Here is a 23,722-nt window from a genome sequence, read left to right as displayed (position 1 = left end):
GTGCGACGCGATGTATTTATTATTGCCAATAAAAAAGGCATATCACTATAGGTATAGTAGATATGCCCTTGTTTTAGCAAAGATTAATTTTTATGGTGCGGCAACTACATCCAATAAACGCGCTGGCTTGCTTGTACGCATAATCAGTGCCATTGAAGCATTTTCATAAACTTTAAACACCATGATTTGCCCTAAGTCTTCTTCAGGCATATCGTATTCAGAGCCATCTTCTGCGGACATTCTTGCCCAACGAGATGCGTCTACTGTGTATTGAGGACCCGTGCGTGTTTCAACAACACTTGGGCTCTTGCGTTTGATGCTTAAGATGTCACCCACTTTAACCGAGTCAGCTTCACCTTTATTGATCATAATCACTTCTAGTTTACCGAACTCACGTCCATCGGATGACGATTTCACAATCACACCGCGTACAGAGTCATCCGCTTTTTGCATGGTAAAGAACGAAGGGAGTAATTGACCATCATTGATTGGCATCACAACATTACCCGCGCGTATTTCACGGCTAGCTGAGTTGACCAATAAAGTGCCTGGTCGTTTGTTTTCCATATCGCCATTGCGTATCGCTTGCGCAGTAGCAGTTAATCGAACATCAAAACCAATAGGCTCTTCTGTTTCAGGGTCAATAATTTCATCACCTATGTGATACACCGCATACGATTGACCCAGAACAAGGTTGTCTGTGACATACAACTTCATACCGTCCATACCTGATTTTTGGCCATCATCATTGCCAATAACATGCGGAAGCTGGTCGATTTGTTCTTGCGTTAATAAGTGGTCATATTGCATATACGGCGCAATCACATGAAGCGGCATGGTCTGAACAGGCTGCTTTTTCACTTCTTTACGAAGTTTTGGTGAGAGCTTAATCGTTGGTTTTTCGCGAACCACTTCAACTGGCGGCGCTATTGGTTCTGGCTCTTCAACAATAACTTCTTCTACATACTCTTCTTCGTAAGGTTCCTCTTCTACGATAAGCTGAGGCTCACCTTGATCATCGAAAACTAAACGGAGTACGTCACCAGGATAAATAAGGTGTGGATTGCTGATTTCTGGGTTGAGACGCCATAACTGCGGCCATAGCCAAGGCTGTTCGAGGAATATTGAAGAAATGTCCCAAAGCGTGTCACCTTCTTCAACAATATAGGTTTTCGGGGCATCCTCGTTTATTTGGAGTTCATCGGCTACCAAGTGCATTGGTAAGCTGAAGAATGTCGCAGCGAGTATAATTTTTTTTAGCATGCTACTCTGTCCATGTTATACAAAAACTTCAAACCACTATTATTCGTATTATTTAATGGCTAAAATTGAAACATAACATCCTAGATAAATTATCGCTATTTATTTGTAAAAATTATGACCGTTTTAAACGTTTTACGCTTTCCTGATGAAAGATTACGCACCAAAGCAGTAGAAGTTACTGAAGTAAATGATGAAATTCGCCAAATCGTTGATGACATGTTCGAAACCATGTACGACGAAAATGGTGTTGGTTTAGCCGCTACGCAAGTGGATATTCATAAACGCATTGTCGTGATGGATACCACGGAAGACCGCAGTAACCCTATTACCCTTATTAACCCTGAAATCATAAAGAAAAGTGACGAGACTTTTATTAATGAAGAAGGCTGTCTCTCAGTACCGACTTGCTACGCCAAAGTTACTCGACATGAACGTGTAACCGTGAAAGCACTAGACCGAGACGGAAACGAGTTCACGCTTGACGGTGAGGAGTTACTGGGTATTTGTATTCAGCATGAGCTAGATCACTTACAAGGCATCTTGTTCATTGATTACTTATCACCGCTCAAACGCAAGCGCATCCAAACCAAACTTGAAAAAGAAGCTCGCTTAGCCGCGAAAGCTTAAGGTAGACCATTGACAGCTCCACTTCGAATTATTTTTGCAGGTACACCTGATTTCGCTGCGAAACACCTACAAGCACTGATCGACTCTGAACATGACGTTATTGCGGCTTATTGCCCGCCAGATAAGCCAGCTGGACGCGGTAAAAAGCTAACTGCCTGTGCCACTAAAAATCTCGCGTTAGAACACAACATTCCAGTGCTTCAACCTAAAAACTTCAAAGAAGTTGAAGACCAAGAAGCATTGAAAGCACTTGGCGCTGATGTCATGGTTGTTGTTGCATACGGATTACTGTTGCCCAAGGTGATATTAGATGCACCGCATTTAGGCTGCATCAATGTTCACGGTTCGCTACTACCGAAATGGCGTGGCGCAGCGCCTATTCAACGTTCTCTCGAAGCTGGCGATTTGGAAACAGGCGTGACCATTATGCAAATGGACGAAGGCCTAGATACAGGCGATATGATTCTTAAAGCCAGTTGCCCTATTCTGGATACCGATACTAGCGCTAGCCTATACGAAAAGTTAGCTGATTTAGGTCCAGCTGCATTGATTGATACTCTCGCCCTCATGGCGTCCGGCGCATATCCCAGAGAACCGCAAAATAATGAACAGGCCACTTACGCCAGTAAACTCGATAAAGCAGAGGCGGAAATCGACTGGCACCAACCGGCGAAAACGATTGATCTGAAGTTACGCGCATTTACTCCGTGGCCAGGTACCTATGTCAATTTCACCGATGAAAACAACAAGGTGCACACGCTGAAAATTCATCAAGTGGTATTAACTGATACCGACAGTAGTAGTCAGGTACCAGGAACTATCATGCAAGCGGACAAACACGGTATTTTGGTGGCAACGGGAAGTACAGCGCTGAATATTTTGACGCTTCAGCTGCCAGGTAAAAAACCGTTACCTGTTCAAGATGTGTTGAATGGCCGCGCTGAATGGTTCGCCGTTGGCAACCTGATAACTGGACAAGCATAAGTACATAATGAGTAAGAATATTCGCGCCGTTGCCGCTCGCATTTGTTTCTCGGTTGTCGATCAGGGCAAAAGTTTATCTGAGCTTATACCACAAGCATCTTCAGAAGTTGCAGCCAAAGACAAAGGCTTACTTCAAGAAATTTGTTATGGCGTGTTAAGGCACTTGCCAGAACTTGAATATCAAGTACAACAATTAATGGATAAACCGTTAAAAGGAAAACAACGGGTCTGCCACTTTTTGTTGTTAGTTGGCATTTATCAGGTGAAGTATACGCGCATTCCTGATCACGCTGCAGTCAGTGAAACGGTATCCGCTACGCTGGCGTTAAAGCACAAATATTTAAAAGCGTTAGTCAATGGTGTACTACGTAGCTACTTGCGCAACAAAGATGTAAGTACACACTCCCCTAGTGATGCTATTACCTATAACCATCCAAGCTGGCTGATCAAAAAGCTAAAAGCAGGCTACGCAGATACATGGCAAGACATTTTAACAGCGAATATGGAACGCCCCCCTATGTGGCTTCGTGCCAATGCATTACAGGTTAGCGTCGAAGCATATCAACAGGAATTGCTTAACACTGAAGTTGCCGTTAGTGACATTGAAGAAAAGTCGGGCGCCATTCAGCTATCCCATGCTGTCGATGTCACGAAGCTTCCTGGTTTTGAGCAAGGTCGAGCGTCCGTGCAAGACGCCGCTGCTCAACAGTCCGCGCGCCTACTCGATTGTCAGCCCGGCGATGTCGTGCTTGATTGCTGCGCTGCACCCGGAGGGAAAACCTGTCATTTATTGGAGCATACGCCAGAGATTAAGCGTCTGACCGCTTTAGACATCGAGGAAAATAGGCTTGCACGCGTTCAAGAAAACCTGGATCGTATTGGCTTACAAGCCAAGCTAGTTGCCGCTGACGCCACGAATACCGACGCATGGTGGGATGGCGAGCTTTTCGATCGTATTTTGCTTGATGCCCCTTGTTCTGCAACGGGTGTGATCAGACGTCACCCAGATATCAAGTGGCTGAGAAAACCAGAAGACATCGACGTGTTAGCAAGCCTACAACGGTCGATATTTGAAAAAATGTGGTCATTACTTAAACCAGGTGGTACGTTGGTTTACGCGACCTGTAGCGTATTGCCGCAAGAAAATGCAGAGCAAGTTCAAGCATTTATTGAGCAACATCAAGATGCTGAGCTGATCGCGCTGCCAGAATACAATACTCAAGCCGGGTGGCAAATATTACCTGGCGAGCAGAATATGGATGGCTTTTTCTACGCAAAGCTAAAAAAGCGCCAGTAAAATAATTATAAAGTTGGCTAAATATGAAAATTATTATCATCGGTGCTGGGCAAGTAGGTGGCACTCTCGCGGAAAACCTTGTTGGCGAGAATAATGATATTTCACTGATCGATACGGACAGTGATAAATTACGTGAACTGCAGGATAAGCTCGACTTGCAAGTGGTTGCGGGACAAGGCAGTCACCCCGATGTTTTGGCCAACGCTGGCGCGGATGACGCCGATATGATCATTGCGGTCACCAACGATGACGCGACCAACATGATTTCGTGTCAAATTGCCTATACACTTTTTTCTACCCCTAAAAAGGTCGCGCGTATTCGTTCTTCAAATATCGTAGAGCGTGCTCGTGAGCTATTCAACAAAGACCATATACCTGTCGACCACGTTATTGCACCAGAGCAATTAGTGACACGTGATATTCGTCATTTGATTGATTATCCTGGTGCATTACAGGTGCTTGAATTTGCCGGCGGTAAAGTCAGCTTGGTGGCGGTAAAGGCTTATTATGGCGGCCTGCTTGTTGGACATGCCTTATCAACCTTAAAAGAGCATATTCCAAATGTAGACACCCGAGTGGCAGCTATATACAGAAATGGGCGCCCTATTCGTCCGCTAGGCACTACCGTTATAGAAGCAGATGACGAGGTATTCTTTATCGCTGCGAGTATTCACATTCGTGCCGTAATGAACGAACTTCAAAAACTAGAGCCCGCGTACAAACGCGTAATGATTGCCGGTGGCGGTAATATTGGTGCAGGTTTAGCAAAAGAGTTAGAAAATAATCATCAAGTTAAACTTATCGAGCGTTCGCAAGACCGTGCTGAAAAGCTTGCCGAGGAGCTCGATAGTACATTGGTATTTGTGGGTGATTCTTCTGATCAAGAGCTTCTCTTAGAAGAGAATATCGATCAATTTGACGTATTCATTGCGGTCACCAATGATGATGAAGCCAATATCATGTCATCGCTGCTGGCAAAAAAATTGGGTGTTCGTAAGACTATGGTGCTTATTCAACGTGATGCCTATGTAGACTTAGTGCATGGCAGTAGCATTGATATCGCCATCTCTCCTCAGCATGCCACTATTTCAGCACTATTAACGCACGTTCGTCGAGGTACTATCAACAATGTGTATAGCTTGCGTGGTGGTGCGGCAGAAGCCATTGAGATTGTAGCCAAAGGCGATGAATCGTCATCGAAGGTAGTTGGCCGTGAAATTCGCGATATTAAACTCCCTCCAGGCACCACCATAGGTGCTATCGTCCGCGGAGAAGAGGTGCTGATTGCACATTCCGATACCGTGATTATGGAAGAAGATCACGTCATTTTATTCTTGGTCAACAAGAAGTACATTACTGACGTCGAGAAGCTATTCCAAGTGGGCGTTATTTACTTCTAACCAAATGTCGTACTAATCGCGCCAGAACGCTGGCGTGAATAATACCAACAAGGTAAATATTTCAAGTCGGCCAAACAGCATAGCGACAATTAAGACCCATTTGCTGAAATCGCTAATCGATGCAAAGTTAGCTGCTACTTCACCTAACCCTGGACCCAGGTTATTCATACAAGCAGCAACTGCTGTAAATGCACTAATATTATCCATGCCGCTTGCAAGTAAAAGTAGCATACAAATAACAAACACCGCCGCGTAAGCCGAGAAGAACCCCCACACAGCTTCTACAACGCGATTGGGCAGCGTTTTCTTACCTAACTTGATAGAGAATATTGCTTTGGGGTGCACGAGCTTGTTAAGCTCGCGTATGCCTTGCAAGTAAAGCAAGATTGCACGCACGACTTTCATACCACCGCCTGTGCTCCCTGCACAGCCACCAATAAAGCTCGAGAAAATCAGTAATAGCGGCAATAACGTCGGCCAGTCAGCAAATGATGTGGTGGCAAAACCTGCGGTGGTGCTGATTGATACTGACTGAAACAGGGCTTGATCTAGCGCTTGGTCAGCATCTTGGTAGGTACCGTGATGCATCAGTACCAAGAAACAAATCAAGGTCAACGCAAACTGAATAGCGATAAATATTTTAAATTCAGGATCAGCAATATAGCTCCTGAACGATCGGCTCTGTACGGTCGCGTAATGCAAGGCAAAGTTAACACCCGCAATAATCAGAAACACGACACACACCAGGTTTATCATTGGGCTATTAAAATAGCCCATGCTCTCATCATGCGTTGAGAAGCCACCTATCGCTATGGTGGAAAATGAGTGGCATATCGCATCAAACACTGACATACCCGCAAGCCAGTAACATAGTGCACAGGCAATGGTTAACGAAAGATAGATGTACCACAAGTGCTTTGCTGTATCAGCAATCCTTGGTGTCATTTTAGAATCTTTTACCGGGCCTGGCGTTTCAGCACGATAAAGCTGCATACCACCAATACCGAGCATTGGCAGCACCGCAACTGCTAGAACAATAATCCCCATACCACCTAACCATTGCAATTGCTGACGATAAAACAGTACCGCATGCGGTAAACCATCAATTTGAGTCAATATGGTGGCGCCGGTTGTTGTTAAGCCTGAAAAAGCCTCAAAGAAAGCATCTGTGGTAGTTAGATTAGGTTGCTCGGTGAGCATCAAAGGAATAGCAGAAAAGCTAGCCAATACGACCCAGAACAATACAACGATAAGAAATCCCTCCCGGGCTCTTAAGTCACCTTTTTCATATCGGTTTGGATACCAGGCAGCAATACCGATGAATAAACACCACGCAAACGCAGTTAAAAATGGAACACCACCACCATCGCGGTATATCAGTGACACGATTGCAGGCGGCAACATAGTCACACTTAATAAGGTGACCAGCAGTCCTAAAATACGAATGATGTTTTTGTATTGCACTAACTATTTCTTATGCTGCGTTACTTACGTCATTTATCGCGGCGGATTAACCAAGGTTAGACGTCCCGAAGATACGGTAAGCAGTTGTTGTTCAAATAGTTTAAGTTGATCATCCGGGATAGCCAATAACATTTTGACATTTTCTTGATAATCTTCGGACACTACGTGTGCCTTGAAGGTTTTAATGAGGTGTTGAATATCACTTACTTCTTGGTAATCACAAGTAAGTTCTTTTTCAGTAACGGCGACTTTTATCGTAGTTTTTACATGTGGTAGCGCCTCTCGGACGGCGCCACCATAAGCCCGCTGTAGGCCACCTGTCCCCAGTTTTACGCCGCCAAAGTAACGTACAACAATGGCAGCAACTTCTCCAATACCAGAACCTTGAAGCACTGCTAACATTGGGCGCCCTGCCGTGCCACTAGGCTCACCATCATCAGAAAAACCATACTGTTGACTATCCATAGGAGAACCTTTCACAAAAGCATAGCAGTGATGATTTGCACTCGGATGTTCTTGTTGCAACTCAGCTAAACGCGCTTTAAACATCTCGGCATTTTGACAAGGGAACAGGTAACACAAAAAACGACTGCGATTAACAGTCGTTTCATGCATTACTTCCTCAACAGGGATTTTATAGTCAGGCATTAGGGCGTATTAATATTTAGGGCTATTTCCCTAATCAAGACTAAGATCACGCGTCATGTTCTCATTGTGAGACTGATGGACGATCACGTTATCTTCGATACGAATACCGCCAAATGGGCGCATCGCATCCACATGTTGCCAATTCACTAGTTCACCATGCTTACTCGCTTTAAGATCTGCTAATAGTGAATCAATAAAGTATAACCCAGGCTCAATAGTGAACACTTGATCGGCCTCTACAACGCGTGAAGTGCGAAGGAAAGGATGTGCATCAGGTGAGTTAATATGCGTTCCACGTTCATCAGCCATAAAACCGCCGACATCGTGCACTTGAAGCCCTAAATGATGACCTAAACCATGTGGGAAAAATGTAGAAACTATGCCCGTATCAACCGCATCAGCGGCACTACAATTAATAAAGTTGAACTCTGCAAGCACCTCGGCAATTGCTTGGTAGGTTTCTATATGCAGATCTACATAGCTTTTACCTGGTTTAAGCCCAGCTACCGCATCGAGCATCAATTTGTCCATACGGGTTATCAGCGCAGCAAAATCATTCTGTTCAAACGCGTAAGTACGCGTAATATCCGACGCATAACCATGGAAATTTGCACCTGCATCAATCAAAAACGAACGATGTGCTGCTGGTTTTACACGCTCTAATGCAGTGTAATGCAAAATAGCCGCATTTTCGTTTAACGCGACAATATTGCCATAGGGTGTATTGCTGTCTGTATGAGATGTTGCTTGAAGATAAGCTCGTTGGATCTCGTATTCAGTTTCCCCCGCCATAAAAGCCGCTTTCGCCGCTCTGTGGCCTGCAACTGCTTTTACGTTAGACTGGCGCATACACTCTTGCTCGTAAGGCGTTTTGTAGGCACGGTGAAAGTGTAAATAGTTAAGTACTGGTTCTGGGTTGATTTGGCTGAAACCTAAAGCAGTAGCGACTTCTACATGCTCACCTATATAGGCCACCTTTTCTTTATCATATGGCAAAAGCTGATCAACATCACTGGCTTTAGTTAATACTTTGATATCAAAATGCGCATTCCAGTAATCTTCCGGTAAAGGCAATACTTTATGCCAGAAATCTACTGGTTGATAATAGACAAGTGTCGGCTTATCTACACCGTTAATAATCAACCAACTATTAGGTACATCTGTTAACGGTAACCAGTGTTTAAAATGGGGGTTTACACGAAATGGGTAGCTGTTATCGTCTAAAAAAGCACGTAGCTCTTGTCCAGAATGAATTACTAAACCTTCCAGACCTTCGCGGTGCAACACATTTTTAGCACGAACTTGCAGTTCGCTGACATGTGTAGGATATAGGCTAGCTAAGCTTGTCATAATAATGTCTCTTATAAATTGTTTTGCTTGGTAACTAAGTTTGAATAGCTACCATTGTAATATGCATATTGTATACATTTCTATAAAAACTGGATCTAGTCAGCAATTTCTGTCGCGATTATCTGCTCGAACGGTGATTGATGACTTAATTTTAACTTTTCTTGGTAAATTTGCTGATAAGCCATCACACTTTTGACATATTCCCGCGTTTCTTTAAAAGGTATGGTTTCTATCCAGATATCAGCTGGCAGAGCATCCCCACGTTTAAGCCACTCTTTAACCCGATAAGGGCCAGCATTATAAGAAGCAGTGGCAAGAATTGCATTGCCATTATTTCTATCGAGTAATTGCTTCAGGTACTTAGTACCAAGATTGATGTTATTGGTGGCGTTTAGCAAATAGCGATTAGACACTGATCCTTTCTTAAGTTGCTTAGCTGTAGCCGGCATTATTTGCATTAATCCCCTTGCCCCTGCACCGGAATGCGCATCTGGCATGAAAGAACTTTCACGACGAGCGATAGCAAAAGCCCAACTAGCATCAATGTCATACTTGCTTGAGAATTTTTCAATATCCGCTTGATAGGCCATTGGAAAACGTAACTCTACATCATCCAAGTAACCCTGTGCGGCTAGTGTAAATATAGGCCTGTCATACCACTCTTTGTCATATGCAATCATAGCTGCCAATAGCTTTTCAGATTGCGGTAAATTTGATAGCCAATAGTTCCACTCTTTGCGTGCATGGCTGTAACGCTCTAAGTGGAACAGTTCGAAAGCCCTTTTAGCAGCATCATTGTTCAACGCTTTCAACTTTTGCTCGTCACTGTAAATCAATGGCTCATGCTGAAGTTGAATGGGTTGATTGATGTGCTTGGCCGCCAAAAAGCCGTAATAGTGTCGCTTTTGAGCAAGTTCTTTAAAAGCTAACGCTGCTTCTTCTTTTCTTTCCAACACCTCTAAACTTCGAGCATGCCAATAAAGCCACTGCGCCGTGTTCTTTTTGCTTTCAGGCAATGACATTAACGTATCGTAAATAGTTTTCCAATTTTGAGTTTGGAGTGCGTTGGTTAACTTCCACTGCACCAAATTACTGTCTAGATACGATTCAGGTACCTTATCGAGCCACTCAGTTGCAGCGACATGTTGTTTGCTAGCCAATGCAAGCGCAAAACGTGATGCTAAATAATCTCGTTGTTTTTGGGTAAATGGAAACTTTGTCTCTGCCTTTTTAAAAGTCTTTAGTGCACGATCAGGGTCGCGCCAGATAAGACGCTTTAATCCATAAGCCATAATTTGCGTTTCTTTATCATTAAAATAAGTGAAACGAGATAACTTTGTGATATGTGCAGGGTCGCGACGCACTTTATGCCAGAGTTTGCCAAGATACTGCTCTTCTGGTGGCAATAGGCCTGTTAAATATGGAATGAGTGTATGCTTTCCACCATCGGCAGCCAAGCCGATACGCTTCCATACTTTGTCACTCGTTCTATACCCAGCCTTTTGCCATAGTTTGAAAAGTGGATCACACGCCTTGTCCTGAGATTTACCCACCAGCCACCATTGACTGACTTCAGGTAGTACCGTTGTTTGAGGAACACCCGCATCTAACTGGTAGCGAAGTTTTGTACAGTTAAGCTTAGCGTTGCTGTTTGGCTTAAAGAACTTTAAGAACATCGCTTTGCGCTCTCGCTTAGCAAGATAGTTAAGCCATTTTTTTCTCAGCGGCCAATCTAATGGCGTGCTCTCGTATTCGTTTAAAAATTCTTCTATTTCGCTAGCATCTTTTAAGCGAATGTTATGTATAAGACGCTTCTGATCGAGGTATGGTTGCAGTGGATAAAAATGAAGTTGGTTATATAAGGCCTTATATGTTGGAGAATTGGCTTGCCAAACATTTTTCTCTGCCTTAAGAAAGGTTTTACGTTGGCTATTGATATCTTTAGCAACGACCGTATGGTGAAAAAGCACCGCAGCACAAGTAGTTAAGAAGAATATGCCGCGCTTAAAAGGGGTCATAACGTGAAAAATCCCGATGTAGTAGCTATTCGAAAAAGCACAACCAACACAAGTGTAACGTATATTTTGTGCTACGGTGAAAACATAAATGTACTATATTGCAACACCACTTTATAGACCGGACCGAATGCGATAGCATTGCGCGTTAACACAACTTGACAGTAATACTATGAGTACACTGAACGAAAGCCAAGCTGATCACCAATTAGATGCTTTGGGGCTACGCTGTCCAGAGCCCGTTATGATGATACGAAAAAAGATGCGTGAATTGTCTACTGGCGAGACACTTTTTATTCAAGCGGACGATCCAAGTACAACAAGAGATATCCCAAGCTTTTGTCGATTTATGGAACATGAGCTTATCGCACAAGATGTTGATAACGTGCCCTATCACTACATCATAAAAAAAGGAGGCTAAGCCTCCTTTTTTATTACGCTGTTACAGTCTTTAATTACTGTAACAACGAAATATCAGCCACTTCCAAGAAACGGCTACGAATAGCGCTTAACAGCGTTAGTCGATTCGTTTTAATCGCTTCGTCGTCGGCCATTACCATGACATGTTCAAAGAAGTTATCAATTTCAGTTTTGATAGTCGCTAAAGACGTTAACGCTTGTTGATAATCTTTCTCAGCTAACGAAGCAGACAATTGGCTATTAATATTGTCAAAAGCTGTCGCCAGTTGTTTTTCCGCATCTTCTTGAAGCAAATCAGCATTTACCGATGATAATAGTTCGCCATCAAACTTCGCTAAGATATTACCTACACGTTTGTTAGCTGCTGCTAGTGTTTCTGCCGCAGGCAATGTTTTGAAGTGAGCAACAGCTTTGATGCGTTGTTCAAAATCTAAAGGTGCCGTTGGCTTATTCACCAATACAGCTTGGATCACATCAACACTTATTCCTTGCTCTTCGTAATACGCTCTGAAACGGCCCATGACAAATTCGATTACATCACTTTCAACACTATCGCTCGTCAGCTTATCGCCAAATAAGCCTTTAGCATGAGTCACTAACGACGCAATATCTAGTGGTAATTGCTTTTCAATAATGATTCTAATCAAGCCAATAGCTGCGCGTCGAAGTGCAAATGGGTCTTTGTCACCTTTAGGCGCTTGTCCAATACCAAAGATACCAACGAGAGAGTCAATTTTGTCTGCTATTGCAACAGCACAACCGATATTTGCATCTGGTAAACTATCACCAGCAAAACGAGGGCGGTATTGATCTTCTAGTGCCTGGGCAATGGCTTCTGGTTCACCATCGTGTCTAGCATAGTATTTACCCATCGTCCCCTGTACTTGTGGGAATTCTAATACCATTTCTGACATCAAGTCAGTTTTACTCAATAAACCAGCGCGATATGCATCAGCATCGTTTTCATTGATTGCCAGAGCAATGAATTTGCTAAGTGCAGCAATACGTTCAGATTTATCTTTCAATGTACCCAATTGTTTTTGGAATAGTACACTTTCCAAACTCTTCAAACGTGATTCAAGTGACTGTTTTTTATCTGTTTTAAAGAAAAACTCTGCGTCTGCTAAACGCGGACGTATAACCTTTTCATTACCAAAAATGACTTGCTCTGGTGCTTTACTCTCAATATTTGCCACAAAGATGAATTTATTCATCAAGTTGCCATTCGCATCTTTTACTGGAAAGTACTTTTGATGGTCTTGCATCGAGTAAATAAGCGGTTCAGCTGGAACGGTTAGAAACTCTTCATCAAATGTACCCACTAACGTATTTGGCCATTCGTTAATACTGACAACTTCTTCAAGTAAATCAGGGTCAACAATCGCATGACCTTGAATGTCAGCAGCAACTTTTTCTACTTGTTCTACGATTAACGCTTTTCGTTTTTCATAGTCAGCAATAACGTAAGCGGCTTTTAATGCTTCTTCGTAGTTATCAGCGTGGTCTAACGTGACCACACCTTCGAAATGGAAACGGTGACCTAAAAGCTGATTGCTCGATTGCACACCTAACGCTTCACCCGAAATAACTTCTGCACCATAAAGCATCGTCAGTGTATGCACAGGGCGGATAAACTGGATTCGTTCACTTCCCCAACGCATAGGTTTTGGAATAGGCAATTTATTAAGTGCATGAACAACCATATCTGGTACAAGTGCTTGCACTTGCTTACCTGGTTGCGTTGCTTTGTGATATAACCACTCGCCTTTATCTGTGGTTAAACGGTCTGCTTCAGCAACTGTAATACCGTTTGAACGTGCCCAGCCCTCAGCCGCCTTTGTTGGGTTGCCATCAGCATCAAAAGCGACATTTGTCGCGGGGCCGCGCTTCTCAATTTCTTTGTCCGCTTGTTTTGCGGCAAGCGCTTTTACTTGTACCGCTAATCGACGTGGAGATGCGTACCACTTAATATCTTCGTAAGTTAACTCGGCACTATCAAGCTGTGTTTTAATTTGGTTGTAGAAAGTTGTAGCAAGCGTGCTTAACGCTTTCGGTGGTAACTCTTCTGTACCAAGTTCAATCAATAAAGTTTCAGTCGTCATTATGCATCTCCCTTTTTCTCTTCAAGAGTTGCGTCTTGGTTGTTACTTACTTGACTATTACACAGTGGGAAACCCAATTCTTCTCGAGCAGCATAGTATGCTTCAGCACAGGCTTTCGCCAACGTTCTTACTCGCAGGATATAACGTTGACGTTCAGTAACAGAGATAGCGTGGCGAGCATCAAGTAAATTGAAAGCATGTGATGCTTTCATCACCTGTTCGTAGGCTGGTAGCGGCAACCCCTTTTCAATTAGATCTTTGGATACTTTTTCACACTGATCAAATTGGTGGAATAAGTCTTCTACATCAGCGTGTTCAAAGTTGTAGGCAGATTGCTCAACTTCATTCTGATGGAAAACATCGCCATACATCACTTTACCCATAGGGCCGTCAGTCCACACCAAATCGTAAATTGAATCTACATTTTGGATATACATAGCTAAACGCTCTAAGCCGTAGGTAATTTCGCCTGTCACTGGTGCACACTCAAGACCACCTACCTGCTGGAAGTAGGTAAACTGCGTAATCTCCATACCATTTAGCCAAATTTCCCAACCTAAGCCCCAAGCACCTAACGTAGGAGATTCCCAGTTGTCTTCAACAAAGCGTATATCATGGACAAGTGGATCAATACCTAACTCTTTCAATGAGTTAAGGTAAAGTTCTTGGATATTTTTCGGGTTTGGCTTAAGCATTACTTGGAATTGGTAGTAATGTTGTAAGCGGTTTGGATTTTCACCATAGCGTCCATCAGTTGGACGACGGCAGGGTTGAACGTATGCGCTAGACATTGGCTCAGGGCCTATAGCACGTAAAAATGTCATTGGGTGGAATGTACCTGCCCCAACTTCTAAATCGAGTGGCTGAATAATTACACAGCCTTGACGGGCCCAATAATCTTGCAATTGCAGGATTAAGCCTTGGAATGTTTTGATATCAAAGTTAGCCATGAGGATATCTTTTTGCCTAAGTATTTTCGTAATATAACAGCTATCTAGAGTAATTGCTTTAGTAGTCTGTTAAAAGTAAAAAGCCCGATTTGATAACCGGGCATAAATTAGTTTGTCGTTCGTAAAATTCTACACGTCTAGGTTAGCAACCTTCAGTGCATTGTCTTCAATGAATTCCCTACGAGGTTCTACATGGTCACCCATCAGCGTATTAAATAACTGGTCAGCAGCAATAGCATCCTCGATCGTTACACGAAGCATACGACGAGTTTCAGGGTCCATTGTTGTTTCCCAAAGTTGATCCGGGTTCATCTCACCTAGACCTTTGTAGCGCTGTATGTATTGACCACGTTTCGATTCAGCCATTAACCAATTTAGTGCTTCTTCGAAAGAAGCAACTGGTTTAACTTTCTCACCACGTTTAACAAAAGCACCCTCTTCCATTAAACCATTGATGGATTTGTTCAATGCAATGATAGATTGGAATTCACCTGACTGAATGAAGTCAAACGTAACCGGGTACACTTTATCAATACCATGTTGGCGTACATTAAACTCTGGAAGGTAGATATTACGTTCACTGTTATGCTTGATATCTACAGAGTAAATAGAACCATTGCCCTCTTGATTCTCTAGTTGCTCAATAAGGCTGTCTGTCCATGCTTTTACTTTAGGTTCATCAGAGAAGTCATCTTTCGAGACTTCTAAACCGTAAACCATTTTTTCTAGAATATCTGCCGGAATTTGACGAGAGATTCTATTGATTGTTTCTAACGTAGAGCGGTATTGATTCACTAAACCTTCAAGAGCAACATCCGATATTGCTGGCGCAGATTCATTCACATGAATTTCTGCGTTTTCTAGCGCTAAAGTAGTTAAGTATTCTGTTAGTGCTTCATCGTCTTTAATATAACGCTCTTGCTTACCTTTCTTCACTTTATACAGTGGAGGTTGGGCAATAAAGACATGGCCACGTTCCATAATTTCTGGCATTTGACGATAGAAGAACGTCAAAAGAAGTGTACGAATATGAGAACCATCAACATCAGCATCGGTCATAATGATGATGCTATGGTAACGAAGTTTCTCTGGGTCATATTCATCACGACCAATACCTGTACCCAAAGCTGTAATTAATGTGCCAACTTCAGCAGATGAAATCATCTTGTCAAAGCGCGCTTTTTCTACGTTTAAGATTTTACCTTTCAACGGTAAGATAGCTTGGTTTTTACGGTTACGACCTTGCTTAGCTGAACCACCCGCAGAGTCACCCTCCACTATGTATAGTTCAGAAAGTGCGGGATCTTTTTCCTGACAGTCGGCAAGCTTTCCAGGAAGACCAGCGATATCTAGAGCGCCTTTACGTCGTGTCATTTCACGCGCTTTACGAGCAGCTTCACGAGCTCTTGCTGCATCAATAATCTTCATAATTATTGTTTTTGCAGTACTAGGGTTCTCTAATAGGTGTTCGCCCAGTTTCTCACCCATCGCCTGCTCAACTGCTGTTTTTACTTCAGAAGAAACTAGCTTGTCTTTTGTTTGTGAAGAGAATTTTGGATCTGGGACTTTAACAGAAATTACTGCTGTAAGACCTTCACGTGCATCATCACCAGAGGTATTGGTCTCGCCTTTTTTAGATTTGTTAAGACCTTCTTTTACCATGTAGCTATTCAACGTACGCGTTAATGCTGCACGGAAACCACTTAAATGGGTACCACCATCACGTTGTGGAATGTTGTTAGTAAAACAGAAAATATTTTCTTGGAAACCATCATTCCATTGCATTGCTACTTCAACCGCAATGCCATCTTCTCGCTCTAAGTCAAAGTAGAATATTTCTTCATTAACGGGCGTTTTGTTTGTGTTGAGGTATTCGACAAACGCTTGAATACCACCTTCATAATGAAAGTGTTCACTCTTATCTTCATCACGCTCATCAATTAACTTGATAGAGACACCTGAATTCAAGAATGATAATTCACGGATTCGCTTTAACAGAATGTCGTAGTGAAATTCGATATCTGAGAAAATTTCAGCACTTGGCCAAAAGCGAACCATAGTACCTGTACCATCGGTATCACCTACTTCTGCCAGAGGCGCTTTAGGTTCACCTAAGTGGTACTCTTGTTCATGGACTCTGCCATTGCGTCGAATAGTCAATGTCAGTTTGTCACTCAATGCATTAACTACCGATACACCTACACCGTGAAGACCACCAGATACCTTGTAACCAGAATCTTCACCACCAAATTTACCACCAGCGTGCAGTACCGTCATAATAACTTCTGCAGCCGACACCCCTTCTTCAGGGTGAATATCCGTCGGGATACCACGACCATCATCTTGAACAGACACTGAACCATCCAAGTGAATGGTTACAATGATGTCATTACAGTGTCCAGCCAACGCTTCATCAATAGAGTTATCTAGAACCTCAAACACCATATGATGCAAACCAGTGCCATCATCGGTATCACCGATATACATCCCTGGTCTTTTACGAACAGCATCAAGGCCTTTTAAAACCTTAATACTATCCGAGCCGTAATCGTTTTCTACTGTCATAGCGTTTAGCCTATTTCTTTCATTTCCGAAATCTTGCCATGTTCCACGTGAAACATAGAACAATTTTTTCTAATCGTTTCGCTAGAAAAAAGACTTTCTACAGCACTTTTCTCAATAGCGGTAATCACCATTTGGCAATCGAGTTTGGAAAGAGCTTTTTCAAGTAATACTCGAGAATTTACATCTAGCTCTGCACCAAAGTCATCAATTAACAAAATTGGTTTTACTGGCTTAACTTGTTCGATTAACTTTGTTTGTGCAAAAGTTAACGCCACTAAAAACAACTTTTGTTGCCCTCTCGACAACTTTAAATCAAGTGGTTTTCCATCTACCAAAAACTTTAAATCAAACTTATGGGCTCCACTAAATGAAAATCCTTGCTTCATTTCTCTGTTAAAGTTTTCTTTCAGTACCACATGTAAAGGTTTAGAGGAACTCCATCCTTTATAAAAATGTAGTGAAACACGATCTGATATTTCAGGTAGAAGTATCGGTAACCACGAGGCAAGTTCATTTTCCAGCTTGATTACATAGTCACTTCTTAACTTTGAAATTTGCTCTGAACTATTTACAAACTCGTTCGTCCAGTATTCAAAATCAAAACTTTTGTCTCTAGTTTTAATTAGCGCGTTGCGTTGTTTATGAATTTTTGAAAACCATTTCCATTGTTCTGAAAAAAGATGTTCCACGTGGAACAATCCTAAATCCAAAAACTTTCTCCGCTCTTTAGCTCCACCAAAAAATAGTTTAAAACTTTCAGGTGTCACAATTTGAACCGCAAAATGTTTCGCTAATTCTGACAACTTACTTACTCTAGCGTTGTCAATTTTAATCTGAAAACTAGGATCAGATTTTTTCTTACTTAAACCGTAGCTACGCCCTTGCTCATCTTTAACATTAATGAAAAATTCTTCGTGCTCAAAATGGCAAATAGACTCTGATTTAATCGTTCTAAATGACTTTCCGTGGCCAATGCAAAATAGAGACTCTAAAATACTGCTTTTGCCACTGCCATTATCTCCAATTACGATATTAGTCGACGAACTCAGCTTTAAGCCTTGCTCGTTAAGATTGCGTAAATTTTTTACATATAAACTAACTATCGTCATTTACAGACGCATTGGCATCACTACGTAGAGAGCCTCACTTGCTTCGCTACCCTCAATCATCACGCTACTATTAGCATCAGCTAAGGTGAATTTAACGTTACTGTCCTTAATCGCATTTAACACGTCGAGCACATAGCTAACGTTAAAACCAATTTCTAAATCTTCATAGGGGAAATTAATTTCAATAACTTCTTCCGCTTGCTCTTGTTCAGGGTTATTTGCGGTAATTTTTAATTCTCCGCTAGCAAAGTTCAAACGAACACCTTTAAACTTTTCATTAGACAAGATCGAAGCTCTACTTAGTACTTGCTTCAACTCATCTTTATTCGTTTCTAAGAACTTGTCACCATTACGAGGAAGAACACGCCTGTAATCTGGAAAGCGACCATCGACTAGCTTACTGGTAAATGAAAACTCGGTATCAATCAAACGAATATGATTAGACCCCATGAACACTTGCACTTCTTCTTCAACTGGATCAAGCAAACGAATAATTTCAAGAATACCTTTTCTTGGGACAATAACTTGGCGAGCAGGCAACGATAATGCGTTATTGCCAATTTTACATATAGCTAAACGATGTCCGTCTGTAGCAACCGAACGGATCTCTTCACCTTCAGTTTCAATCGACATACCATTCAAATAGTAACGTACATCTTGATTGGCCATAGAAAAATGCGTGCTTTCAATTAAACGAAGTAAATCCAATTTTCTAATTTGGAATTCTACATCGCCTTTCCATTCTTCGATATTTGGGAAATCTGTTGCTGGCAATGTTGATAACGAATATTTACTGCGTCCACTACTTATCGTGACTGAATCACCACTAGTTTCGAAAGTCAGGATAGAATCTTCTGGTAAGCTTTTAGAGATATCCAGTAGCTTTTTAGCCGGTATCGTCAATTTCCCCGACTCGCCTTGGTTGTTAATCTCAGTGCTAGCTACCATTTCAAGCTCCAAATCAGTAGCCGTTAGCGTAAGTGACTGCTCACTAACATCAAAAAGAATATTGCTTAAAATTGGAAGCGTGCTTTTTCTTTCTACAGCACCAGATACCAACAATAGGGGTTTGAGCAATGATTCCCTGTTCAGTGAAAACTTCATCTTTTATACCTGCTTATCAAGAGCCCTAAACTAGGACGACAGTGTTCTTATTAAATTCGAATAATCTTCTTTTATATCATGCGTTTCTTCACGTAACGCCTTGACTTTGCGACACGCGTGCAACACCGTAGTATGGTCTCGACCACCAAAAGCATCCCCTATTTCCGGCAAGCTATGATTCGTCAATTCCTTAGATAATGCCATTGCAATTTGTCTAGGTCTAGCAACAGAACGACTACGACGTTTTGAAAGCAAATCAGCAACCTTAATTTTGTAATATTCAGCCACTGTTTTCTGAATATTATCAATGGTCACTAGCTTGTCTTGCAATGCTAACAAATCACGAAGTGCTTCTCTAACAAAATCAATCGTAATCGAGCGTCCAGTAAAGTTCGCATTTGCGATAACACGATTCAATGCACCCTCTAATTCTCTCACATTTGAACGCAAACGTTTAGCAATAAAAAACGCTACTTCATCAGCTAAATTAACATTACTTTCTTGGGCTTTCTTTTTCAGGATGGCAACCCGAGTTTCGAGTTCAGGAGGCTCAATCGCGATCGTTAAACCCCAACCAAAACGGGACTTCAGACGATCTTCTACACCTTCAATTTCTTTTGGGTAACGATCACTGGTTAAAATTATTTGCTGATTACCTTCTAACAACGCATTAAACGTATGGAAAAACTCTTCCTGTGTGCGTTCTTTGTTAGCGAAAAATTGAATGTCATCTATTAGCAATGCATCTACTGAGCGGTAATACTGTTTAAATTTCTCTATCGCATTGTTTTGTAGGGCTTTAACCATATCCTGCACAAAGCGCTCTGAGTGCATATATGCTATTTTTGCTTTCGGGTTATTCAGTAAAATACCATTGCCAACAGCGTGCAATAAGTGAGTTTTACCTAAACCAGTTCCACCATAAATAAATAAGGGGTTATAAGCTGAACCTGGATTATCAGAAACTTGAGAAGCAGCAGCCCTTGCCAACTGGTTTGATTTACCCTCTACGAAGTTATCAAAAGTATACTTGTTTCGAACATTAGTCGTTTTTGGCAGGTTTGATTCAACTTCCTGTTTTGGTTGGCTCAACGGCGCATTAGCTACTGTTGGATCTTTACTAATACCACTGGTAGGAACTGTCTGCTGAACAACTGGTTTGGTGCCTACGTCAAACCTCAATAGCGGTGGGTTACTAGATTCTTCGATCGATACGATCGAGGTTATCCGCTCTACATACTTATCTCTTACCCAATCAAGCACAAAACGATTAGGTGCATACAAAGTCATGATATTGTCTTCTACAACACACTGAAGTGGACGGATCCACATACTAAACTGCTGTGCAGGAAGCTCTTCTTGTAAAACAGAGAGACAACGCTGCCAAAGAGAATGATCCAAAATGGACTCCTGGCGATATAAACTTCTTTGTTCGAACTCGTTTCACTTGTGGATCGTCGAGGCGATCAGACGGGACGTGAGAAGTTAAATTATTATACGAATCGGACAATTATCTACGCAGTTATCCACAGATGCAACAACAATCACTGGGGAAAACTCAGTTTAAAAACACCCCCCTTTTCTAGTTGTTGTTTTTATTATGTATTTATAATTTATTAGATTAATTTTTTACTAAAATACTCGCCTTAGAATATTTAAATATTAATAGTTTTATCGTTTATTTATTAATCAAAAAAGTTGTTCTGTGGTTAATTTGTGGATATGTTCAGATCTAATAGGATCGATCCGGCGATCATTTATGCAAATCAACTTCAGGAAAACATTGACAACTGCTCAAAGTCTATTTAAAATTCGGCCTCTTTTTTTAGACCAGTGTGCTCAATACGGCTGTTTTGCCTGGGCAACAACAACCGACGGAATAGTGTAATGAAAAGAACATTTCAACCTTCTGTATTAAAGCGTAAGCGCAACCACGGTTTCCGTGCTCGTATGGCTACTAAAAACGGTCGTGCAGTATTAGCACGTCGTCGTGCTAAAGGTCGTGCTAAGCTAAGCGCTTAATTCTCTTAGTCCCTTTAAGAGAATAAGTAACCAGTTTACTTATGAAATCGGTTACTTACGAATTCAACCGGGGGTCACGCTTGTTGACTCCCGGGCAATTCCAAGAAGTATTTTCAAACCCTTCTCGATTTGGCTCTAGTCATTTCACCATCCTAATTACCAAAAATAACCACTCTAAATGTCGCTTAGGCATGGCTATCGCAAAAAAGCGTGTCAAACTTGCAGTGCAACGAAATCGTATAAAGCGGCTAACAAGAGAAAGCTTTCGCTTACATCAACACGAATTACCTTCCGTTGATATGGTTGTTATGGTCAAATCAGGTATTGATAATTTAGACAATGCCACCATAAATAAACAGTTGGTGAAAATATGGCGAAAAATCGCTCAGCGTCACAAGCGCTAGTTATAAGCCTAGTGAGAGGCTATCAGCGGTTTATCAGTCCGTTGTTAGGCAACAATTGTCGATTCCAACCAACATGCTCACAATATACTGTTATCGCCATTGAACGCTTTGGCGTTATAAAAGGTTGTTGGTTAGCAATCAAACGTATACTAAAATGCCACCCACTCAATGCGGGCGGCGAAGATCCCGTACCACCATTAAACAAAGAGAAATAACAGATTATGGAATCCCTACGCAGTATGCTCTTTATTGGCTTATTGGTTGTTACCTTCCTGTTGTATCAACAGTGGGCACTAGACAATGCACCTGTGCCAGACGTAACACAAACTGCAAGCCAAACCTCTGGTAATACAACAGCCGATGACGACTTTGTACCAGCAGCATCAGAAAATGCCGCGCCAGTGGTTAAGCCGGTAGCATCAAGCGCACAGCTGGTTACGGTCGAAACTGATGTTCTAAACGTTAAAGTGAACACGCAAGGTGGCGACATCGTTGAAGTGACATTACTTGATTACGAAACAGAACAAGGTAGTGGCGTTCCATTTACTATCATGCAAAACGGTAGCATGAAATACATTGCACAATCAGGTTTAACTGGTGCAAATGGTATTGACCGTATTGTATCCGGCCGACCAATTTATAGTGTTGAATCGTCTTCATTAACCATGCAAGACGGCCAGCCATTGACACTAACACTGACCTATCAGCATGAATCCGGCATTGTAGTTCAAAAGAACTTTGAATTTACACCGGGCAGCTATCAAGTGAATGTGACCTATAACGTCACTAACAACACGACAAATACTGCAAGTGTTCAACTTTACGGCCAGTTAAAACAATCAAGCTATGTTGATAGCTCTTCAGGTTTGATTCCAACCTATCGCGGCGCTGCTTATTCAACAACTGAAGAGCGCTACGAAAAGTATGACTTTGAAGACATTGCTGACGCAAACCTCAATAAGTCTACACAAGGTGGCTGGGTAGCTATGCTACAACACTACTTCGTGTCAGCTTGGGTGCCGGAGAAAGCAGGAGTAAATCAACTTTACACTAGCTACACAAGTGCTGGCGATGCGGTTATCGGCTTTAAGGCACCAAGCCTTAATATTGAACCAAATACAACAGCTACTACATCTGCAGTATTCTATGTAGGTCCTAAAGATCAAGAAGCACTTGAACAAATTGCAGACGGTTTAGATTTAACTGTTGATTACGGCTTCTTATTTATGATTTCTCAACCACTATTCTGGTTACTACTAAAAATTCAATCAGTAGTGTCTAACTGGGGCGTAGCGATCATTATCATCACAATTATTGTGAAAGGCTTGATGTACCCGCTGACTAAAGCGCAGTACACATCAATGGCGAAAATGCGTGAACTTCAACCAAAAATGAATTCATTAAAAGAGCGCTTTGGTGACGATCGCCAGAAAATGTCGCAAGCAATGATGGAACTTTACCGTAAAGAGAAAGTAAACCCAGCAGGTGGCTGTTTACCTATTCTTATTCAAATGCCTATTTTCTTGGCACTTTACTGGGTATTCCTAGAAAGTGTAGAACTTCGCCACGCTGAATTTGGTTTATGGCTAACTGACTTATCTAGCAAAGACCCATACTACGTACTACCTATCTTAATGGGTATCAGTATGTTTGTGATGCAAAAGATGACACCAATGACGGTGCAAGACCCAATGCAACAGAAAATGATGCAATACATGCCGGTTGTCTTCACAGTATTCTTCTTCTGGTTCCCGTCAGGTCTGGTACTTTACTGGTTCATCAGTAACGTTATTTCTATTATTCAAATGAAGATGATCTTTAACGGTATGGAGCGTGCCAAGGCCAAAGCTACAGCTTAAGGTTTGTCGTCGATTGATAACCTATTGAAAAGGTGGCTTTTGCCACCTTTTTTATTGTCTCTTAAATAGTCCAATAATTATGTTCCCAAAGCGACATAGCGTTATAATAACGACATAGTAATATTTTGAGTTTGGTTAT

Annotated in this window: 20 protein-coding genes; 9 read left to right on the top strand and 11 right to left on the bottom strand. The window is 41.9% G+C overall.

Annotation, left to right across the window (positions count from 1 at the left end):
- Positions 1-90: 90 nt before the first annotated feature.
- Positions 91-1,263, bottom strand: a complete 1,173-nt coding sequence (locus tag ACFSJY_RS06010; protein ID WP_386032138.1) for a LysM peptidoglycan-binding domain-containing protein — start codon at positions 1,261-1,263, stop codon at positions 91-93.
- A gap of 114 nt (positions 1,264-1,377) precedes the next feature.
- On the opposite strand from ACFSJY_RS06010, the gene def reads away from it, so the two are divergent.
- Genes def through trkA form a run of 4 tightly spaced genes read left to right on the top strand, consistent with a single transcriptional unit; the run spans position 1,378 to position 5,571 of the window.
- Positions 1,378-1,890, top strand: a complete 513-nt coding sequence (gene def, locus ACFSJY_RS06005) for a peptide deformylase (RefSeq protein WP_386032136.1) — start codon at positions 1,378-1,380, stop codon at positions 1,888-1,890.
- A 9-nt stretch (positions 1,891-1,899) separates the two neighbouring features.
- Positions 1,900-2,874 (top strand): methionyl-tRNA formyltransferase, encoded by a 975-nt coding sequence (gene fmt / locus ACFSJY_RS06000; RefSeq protein WP_386032134.1) that lies wholly within the window; start codon positions 1,900-1,902, stop codon positions 2,872-2,874.
- A 7-nt stretch (positions 2,875-2,881) separates the two neighbouring features.
- Complete coding sequence (gene rsmB, locus ACFSJY_RS05995) at positions 2,882-4,171, top strand: 16S rRNA (cytosine(967)-C(5))-methyltransferase RsmB (protein ID WP_386032132.1); 1,290 nt, start codon at positions 2,882-2,884, stop codon at positions 4,169-4,171.
- Between the two features lie 23 nt (positions 4,172-4,194).
- Complete coding sequence (trkA, locus tag ACFSJY_RS05990; RefSeq protein ID WP_386032130.1) at positions 4,195-5,571, top strand: Trk system potassium transporter TrkA; 1,377 nt, start codon at positions 4,195-4,197, stop codon at positions 5,569-5,571.
- A 12-nt stretch (positions 5,572-5,583) separates the two neighbouring features.
- On the opposite strand, the gene ACFSJY_RS05985 is transcribed toward trkA, so the two are convergent.
- The 4 genes from ACFSJY_RS05985 to ACFSJY_RS05970 all read right to left on the bottom strand — a co-directional run bounded on the left by ACFSJY_RS05985 (position 5,584) and on the right by ACFSJY_RS05970 (position 11,051).
- Positions 5,584-7,035 (bottom strand): TrkH family potassium uptake protein, encoded by a 1,452-nt coding sequence (locus ACFSJY_RS05985; protein WP_386032128.1) that lies wholly within the window; start codon positions 7,033-7,035, stop codon positions 5,584-5,586.
- Positions 7,036-7,068: 33 nt separating this feature from the next.
- Entirely contained in the window at positions 7,069-7,683 is a 615-nt protein-coding gene (locus tag ACFSJY_RS05980; RefSeq protein ID WP_386032126.1) for a YigZ family protein, read from the bottom strand.
- Positions 7,684-7,713: 30 nt separating this feature from the next.
- Positions 7,714-9,033: a Xaa-Pro dipeptidase gene (pepQ, locus tag ACFSJY_RS05975; RefSeq protein WP_386032124.1), complete on the bottom strand. Its 1,320-nt coding sequence runs from the start codon at positions 9,031-9,033 to the stop codon at positions 7,714-7,716.
- A 95-nt stretch (positions 9,034-9,128) separates the two neighbouring features.
- Positions 9,129-11,051: a transglycosylase SLT domain-containing protein gene (locus ACFSJY_RS05970; protein WP_386032122.1), complete on the bottom strand. Its 1,923-nt coding sequence runs from the start codon at positions 11,049-11,051 to the stop codon at positions 9,129-9,131.
- A gap of 169 nt (positions 11,052-11,220) precedes the next feature.
- On the opposite strand from ACFSJY_RS05970, the gene tusA reads away from it, so the two are divergent.
- Positions 11,221-11,469 (top strand): sulfurtransferase TusA, encoded by a 249-nt coding sequence (tusA, locus tag ACFSJY_RS05965; RefSeq protein WP_386032120.1) that lies wholly within the window; start codon positions 11,221-11,223, stop codon positions 11,467-11,469.
- Between the two features lie 34 nt (positions 11,470-11,503).
- On the opposite strand, the gene glyS is transcribed toward tusA, so the two are convergent.
- The 6 genes from glyS to dnaA all read right to left on the bottom strand — a co-directional run bounded on the left by glyS (position 11,504) and on the right by dnaA (position 20,699).
- The gene (gene glyS, locus ACFSJY_RS05960; RefSeq protein WP_386032118.1) at positions 11,504-13,570 is read right to left on the bottom strand and encodes a glycine--tRNA ligase subunit beta; all 2,067 of its coding nucleotides are present in this window, start codon (positions 13,568-13,570) and stop codon (positions 11,504-11,506) included.
- Positions 13,570-14,520 (bottom strand): glycine--tRNA ligase subunit alpha, encoded by a 951-nt coding sequence (gene glyQ, locus ACFSJY_RS05955; protein ID WP_386032116.1) that lies wholly within the window; start codon positions 14,518-14,520, stop codon positions 13,570-13,572. Before glyQ ends, glyS begins: the two co-directional genes overlap by 1 nt.
- Before the next feature lie 129 nt (positions 14,521-14,649).
- Positions 14,650-17,085 carry a DNA topoisomerase (ATP-hydrolyzing) subunit B gene (gyrB, locus tag ACFSJY_RS05950; protein WP_386032114.1) on the bottom strand — a complete coding sequence of 812 codons (2,436 nt, stop codon included), beginning with the start codon at positions 17,083-17,085 and terminating at the stop codon, positions 14,650-14,652.
- 5 nt (positions 17,086-17,090) lie between these two features.
- Complete coding sequence (gene recF, locus ACFSJY_RS05945) at positions 17,091-18,194, bottom strand: DNA replication/repair protein RecF (RefSeq protein ID WP_386032112.1); 1,104 nt, start codon at positions 18,192-18,194, stop codon at positions 17,091-17,093.
- Positions 18,195-19,298 (bottom strand): DNA polymerase III subunit beta, encoded by a 1,104-nt coding sequence (dnaN, locus tag ACFSJY_RS05940; protein WP_386032110.1) that lies wholly within the window; start codon positions 19,296-19,298, stop codon positions 18,195-18,197. It lies immediately after the preceding gene.
- 30 nt (positions 19,299-19,328) lie between these two features.
- Positions 19,329-20,699 carry a chromosomal replication initiator protein DnaA gene (gene dnaA, locus ACFSJY_RS05935; protein WP_386032108.1) on the bottom strand — a complete coding sequence of 457 codons (1,371 nt, stop codon included), beginning with the start codon at positions 20,697-20,699 and terminating at the stop codon, positions 19,329-19,331.
- A gap of 486 nt (positions 20,700-21,185) precedes the next feature.
- Between dnaA and rpmH the strand changes: the two genes are divergently transcribed.
- The 4 genes from rpmH (at position 21,186) to yidC (ending at position 23,583) form a co-directional block, all read left to right on the top strand.
- Complete coding sequence (rpmH, locus tag ACFSJY_RS05930) at positions 21,186-21,320, top strand: 50S ribosomal protein L34 (RefSeq protein ID WP_116002236.1); 135 nt, start codon at positions 21,186-21,188, stop codon at positions 21,318-21,320.
- A gap of 80 nt (positions 21,321-21,400) precedes the next feature.
- Positions 21,401-21,724: a ribonuclease P protein component gene (gene rnpA / locus ACFSJY_RS05925; protein WP_386032105.1), complete on the top strand. Its 324-nt coding sequence runs from the start codon at positions 21,401-21,403 to the stop codon at positions 21,722-21,724.
- Complete coding sequence (gene yidD / locus ACFSJY_RS05920) at positions 21,691-21,939, top strand: membrane protein insertion efficiency factor YidD (RefSeq protein WP_386032103.1); 249 nt, start codon at positions 21,691-21,693, stop codon at positions 21,937-21,939. Before rnpA ends, yidD begins: the two co-directional genes overlap by 34 nt.
- A gap of 6 nt (positions 21,940-21,945) precedes the next feature.
- Positions 21,946-23,583 carry a membrane protein insertase YidC gene (gene yidC, locus ACFSJY_RS05915; RefSeq protein ID WP_386032101.1) on the top strand — a complete coding sequence of 546 codons (1,638 nt, stop codon included), beginning with the start codon at positions 21,946-21,948 and terminating at the stop codon, positions 23,581-23,583.
- Positions 23,584-23,722 lie beyond the last annotated feature (139 nt).

Origin of the sequence: Thalassotalea euphylliae, assembly GCF_042682785.1 — a bacterium.
Taxonomy (GTDB): Bacteria; Pseudomonadota; Gammaproteobacteria; order Enterobacterales; family Alteromonadaceae; genus Thalassotalea_F; species Thalassotalea_F euphylliae.
The sequence above is the reverse complement of the archived record's forward strand: the minus strand, read 5'-3'. Positions and strand labels throughout refer to the sequence as shown.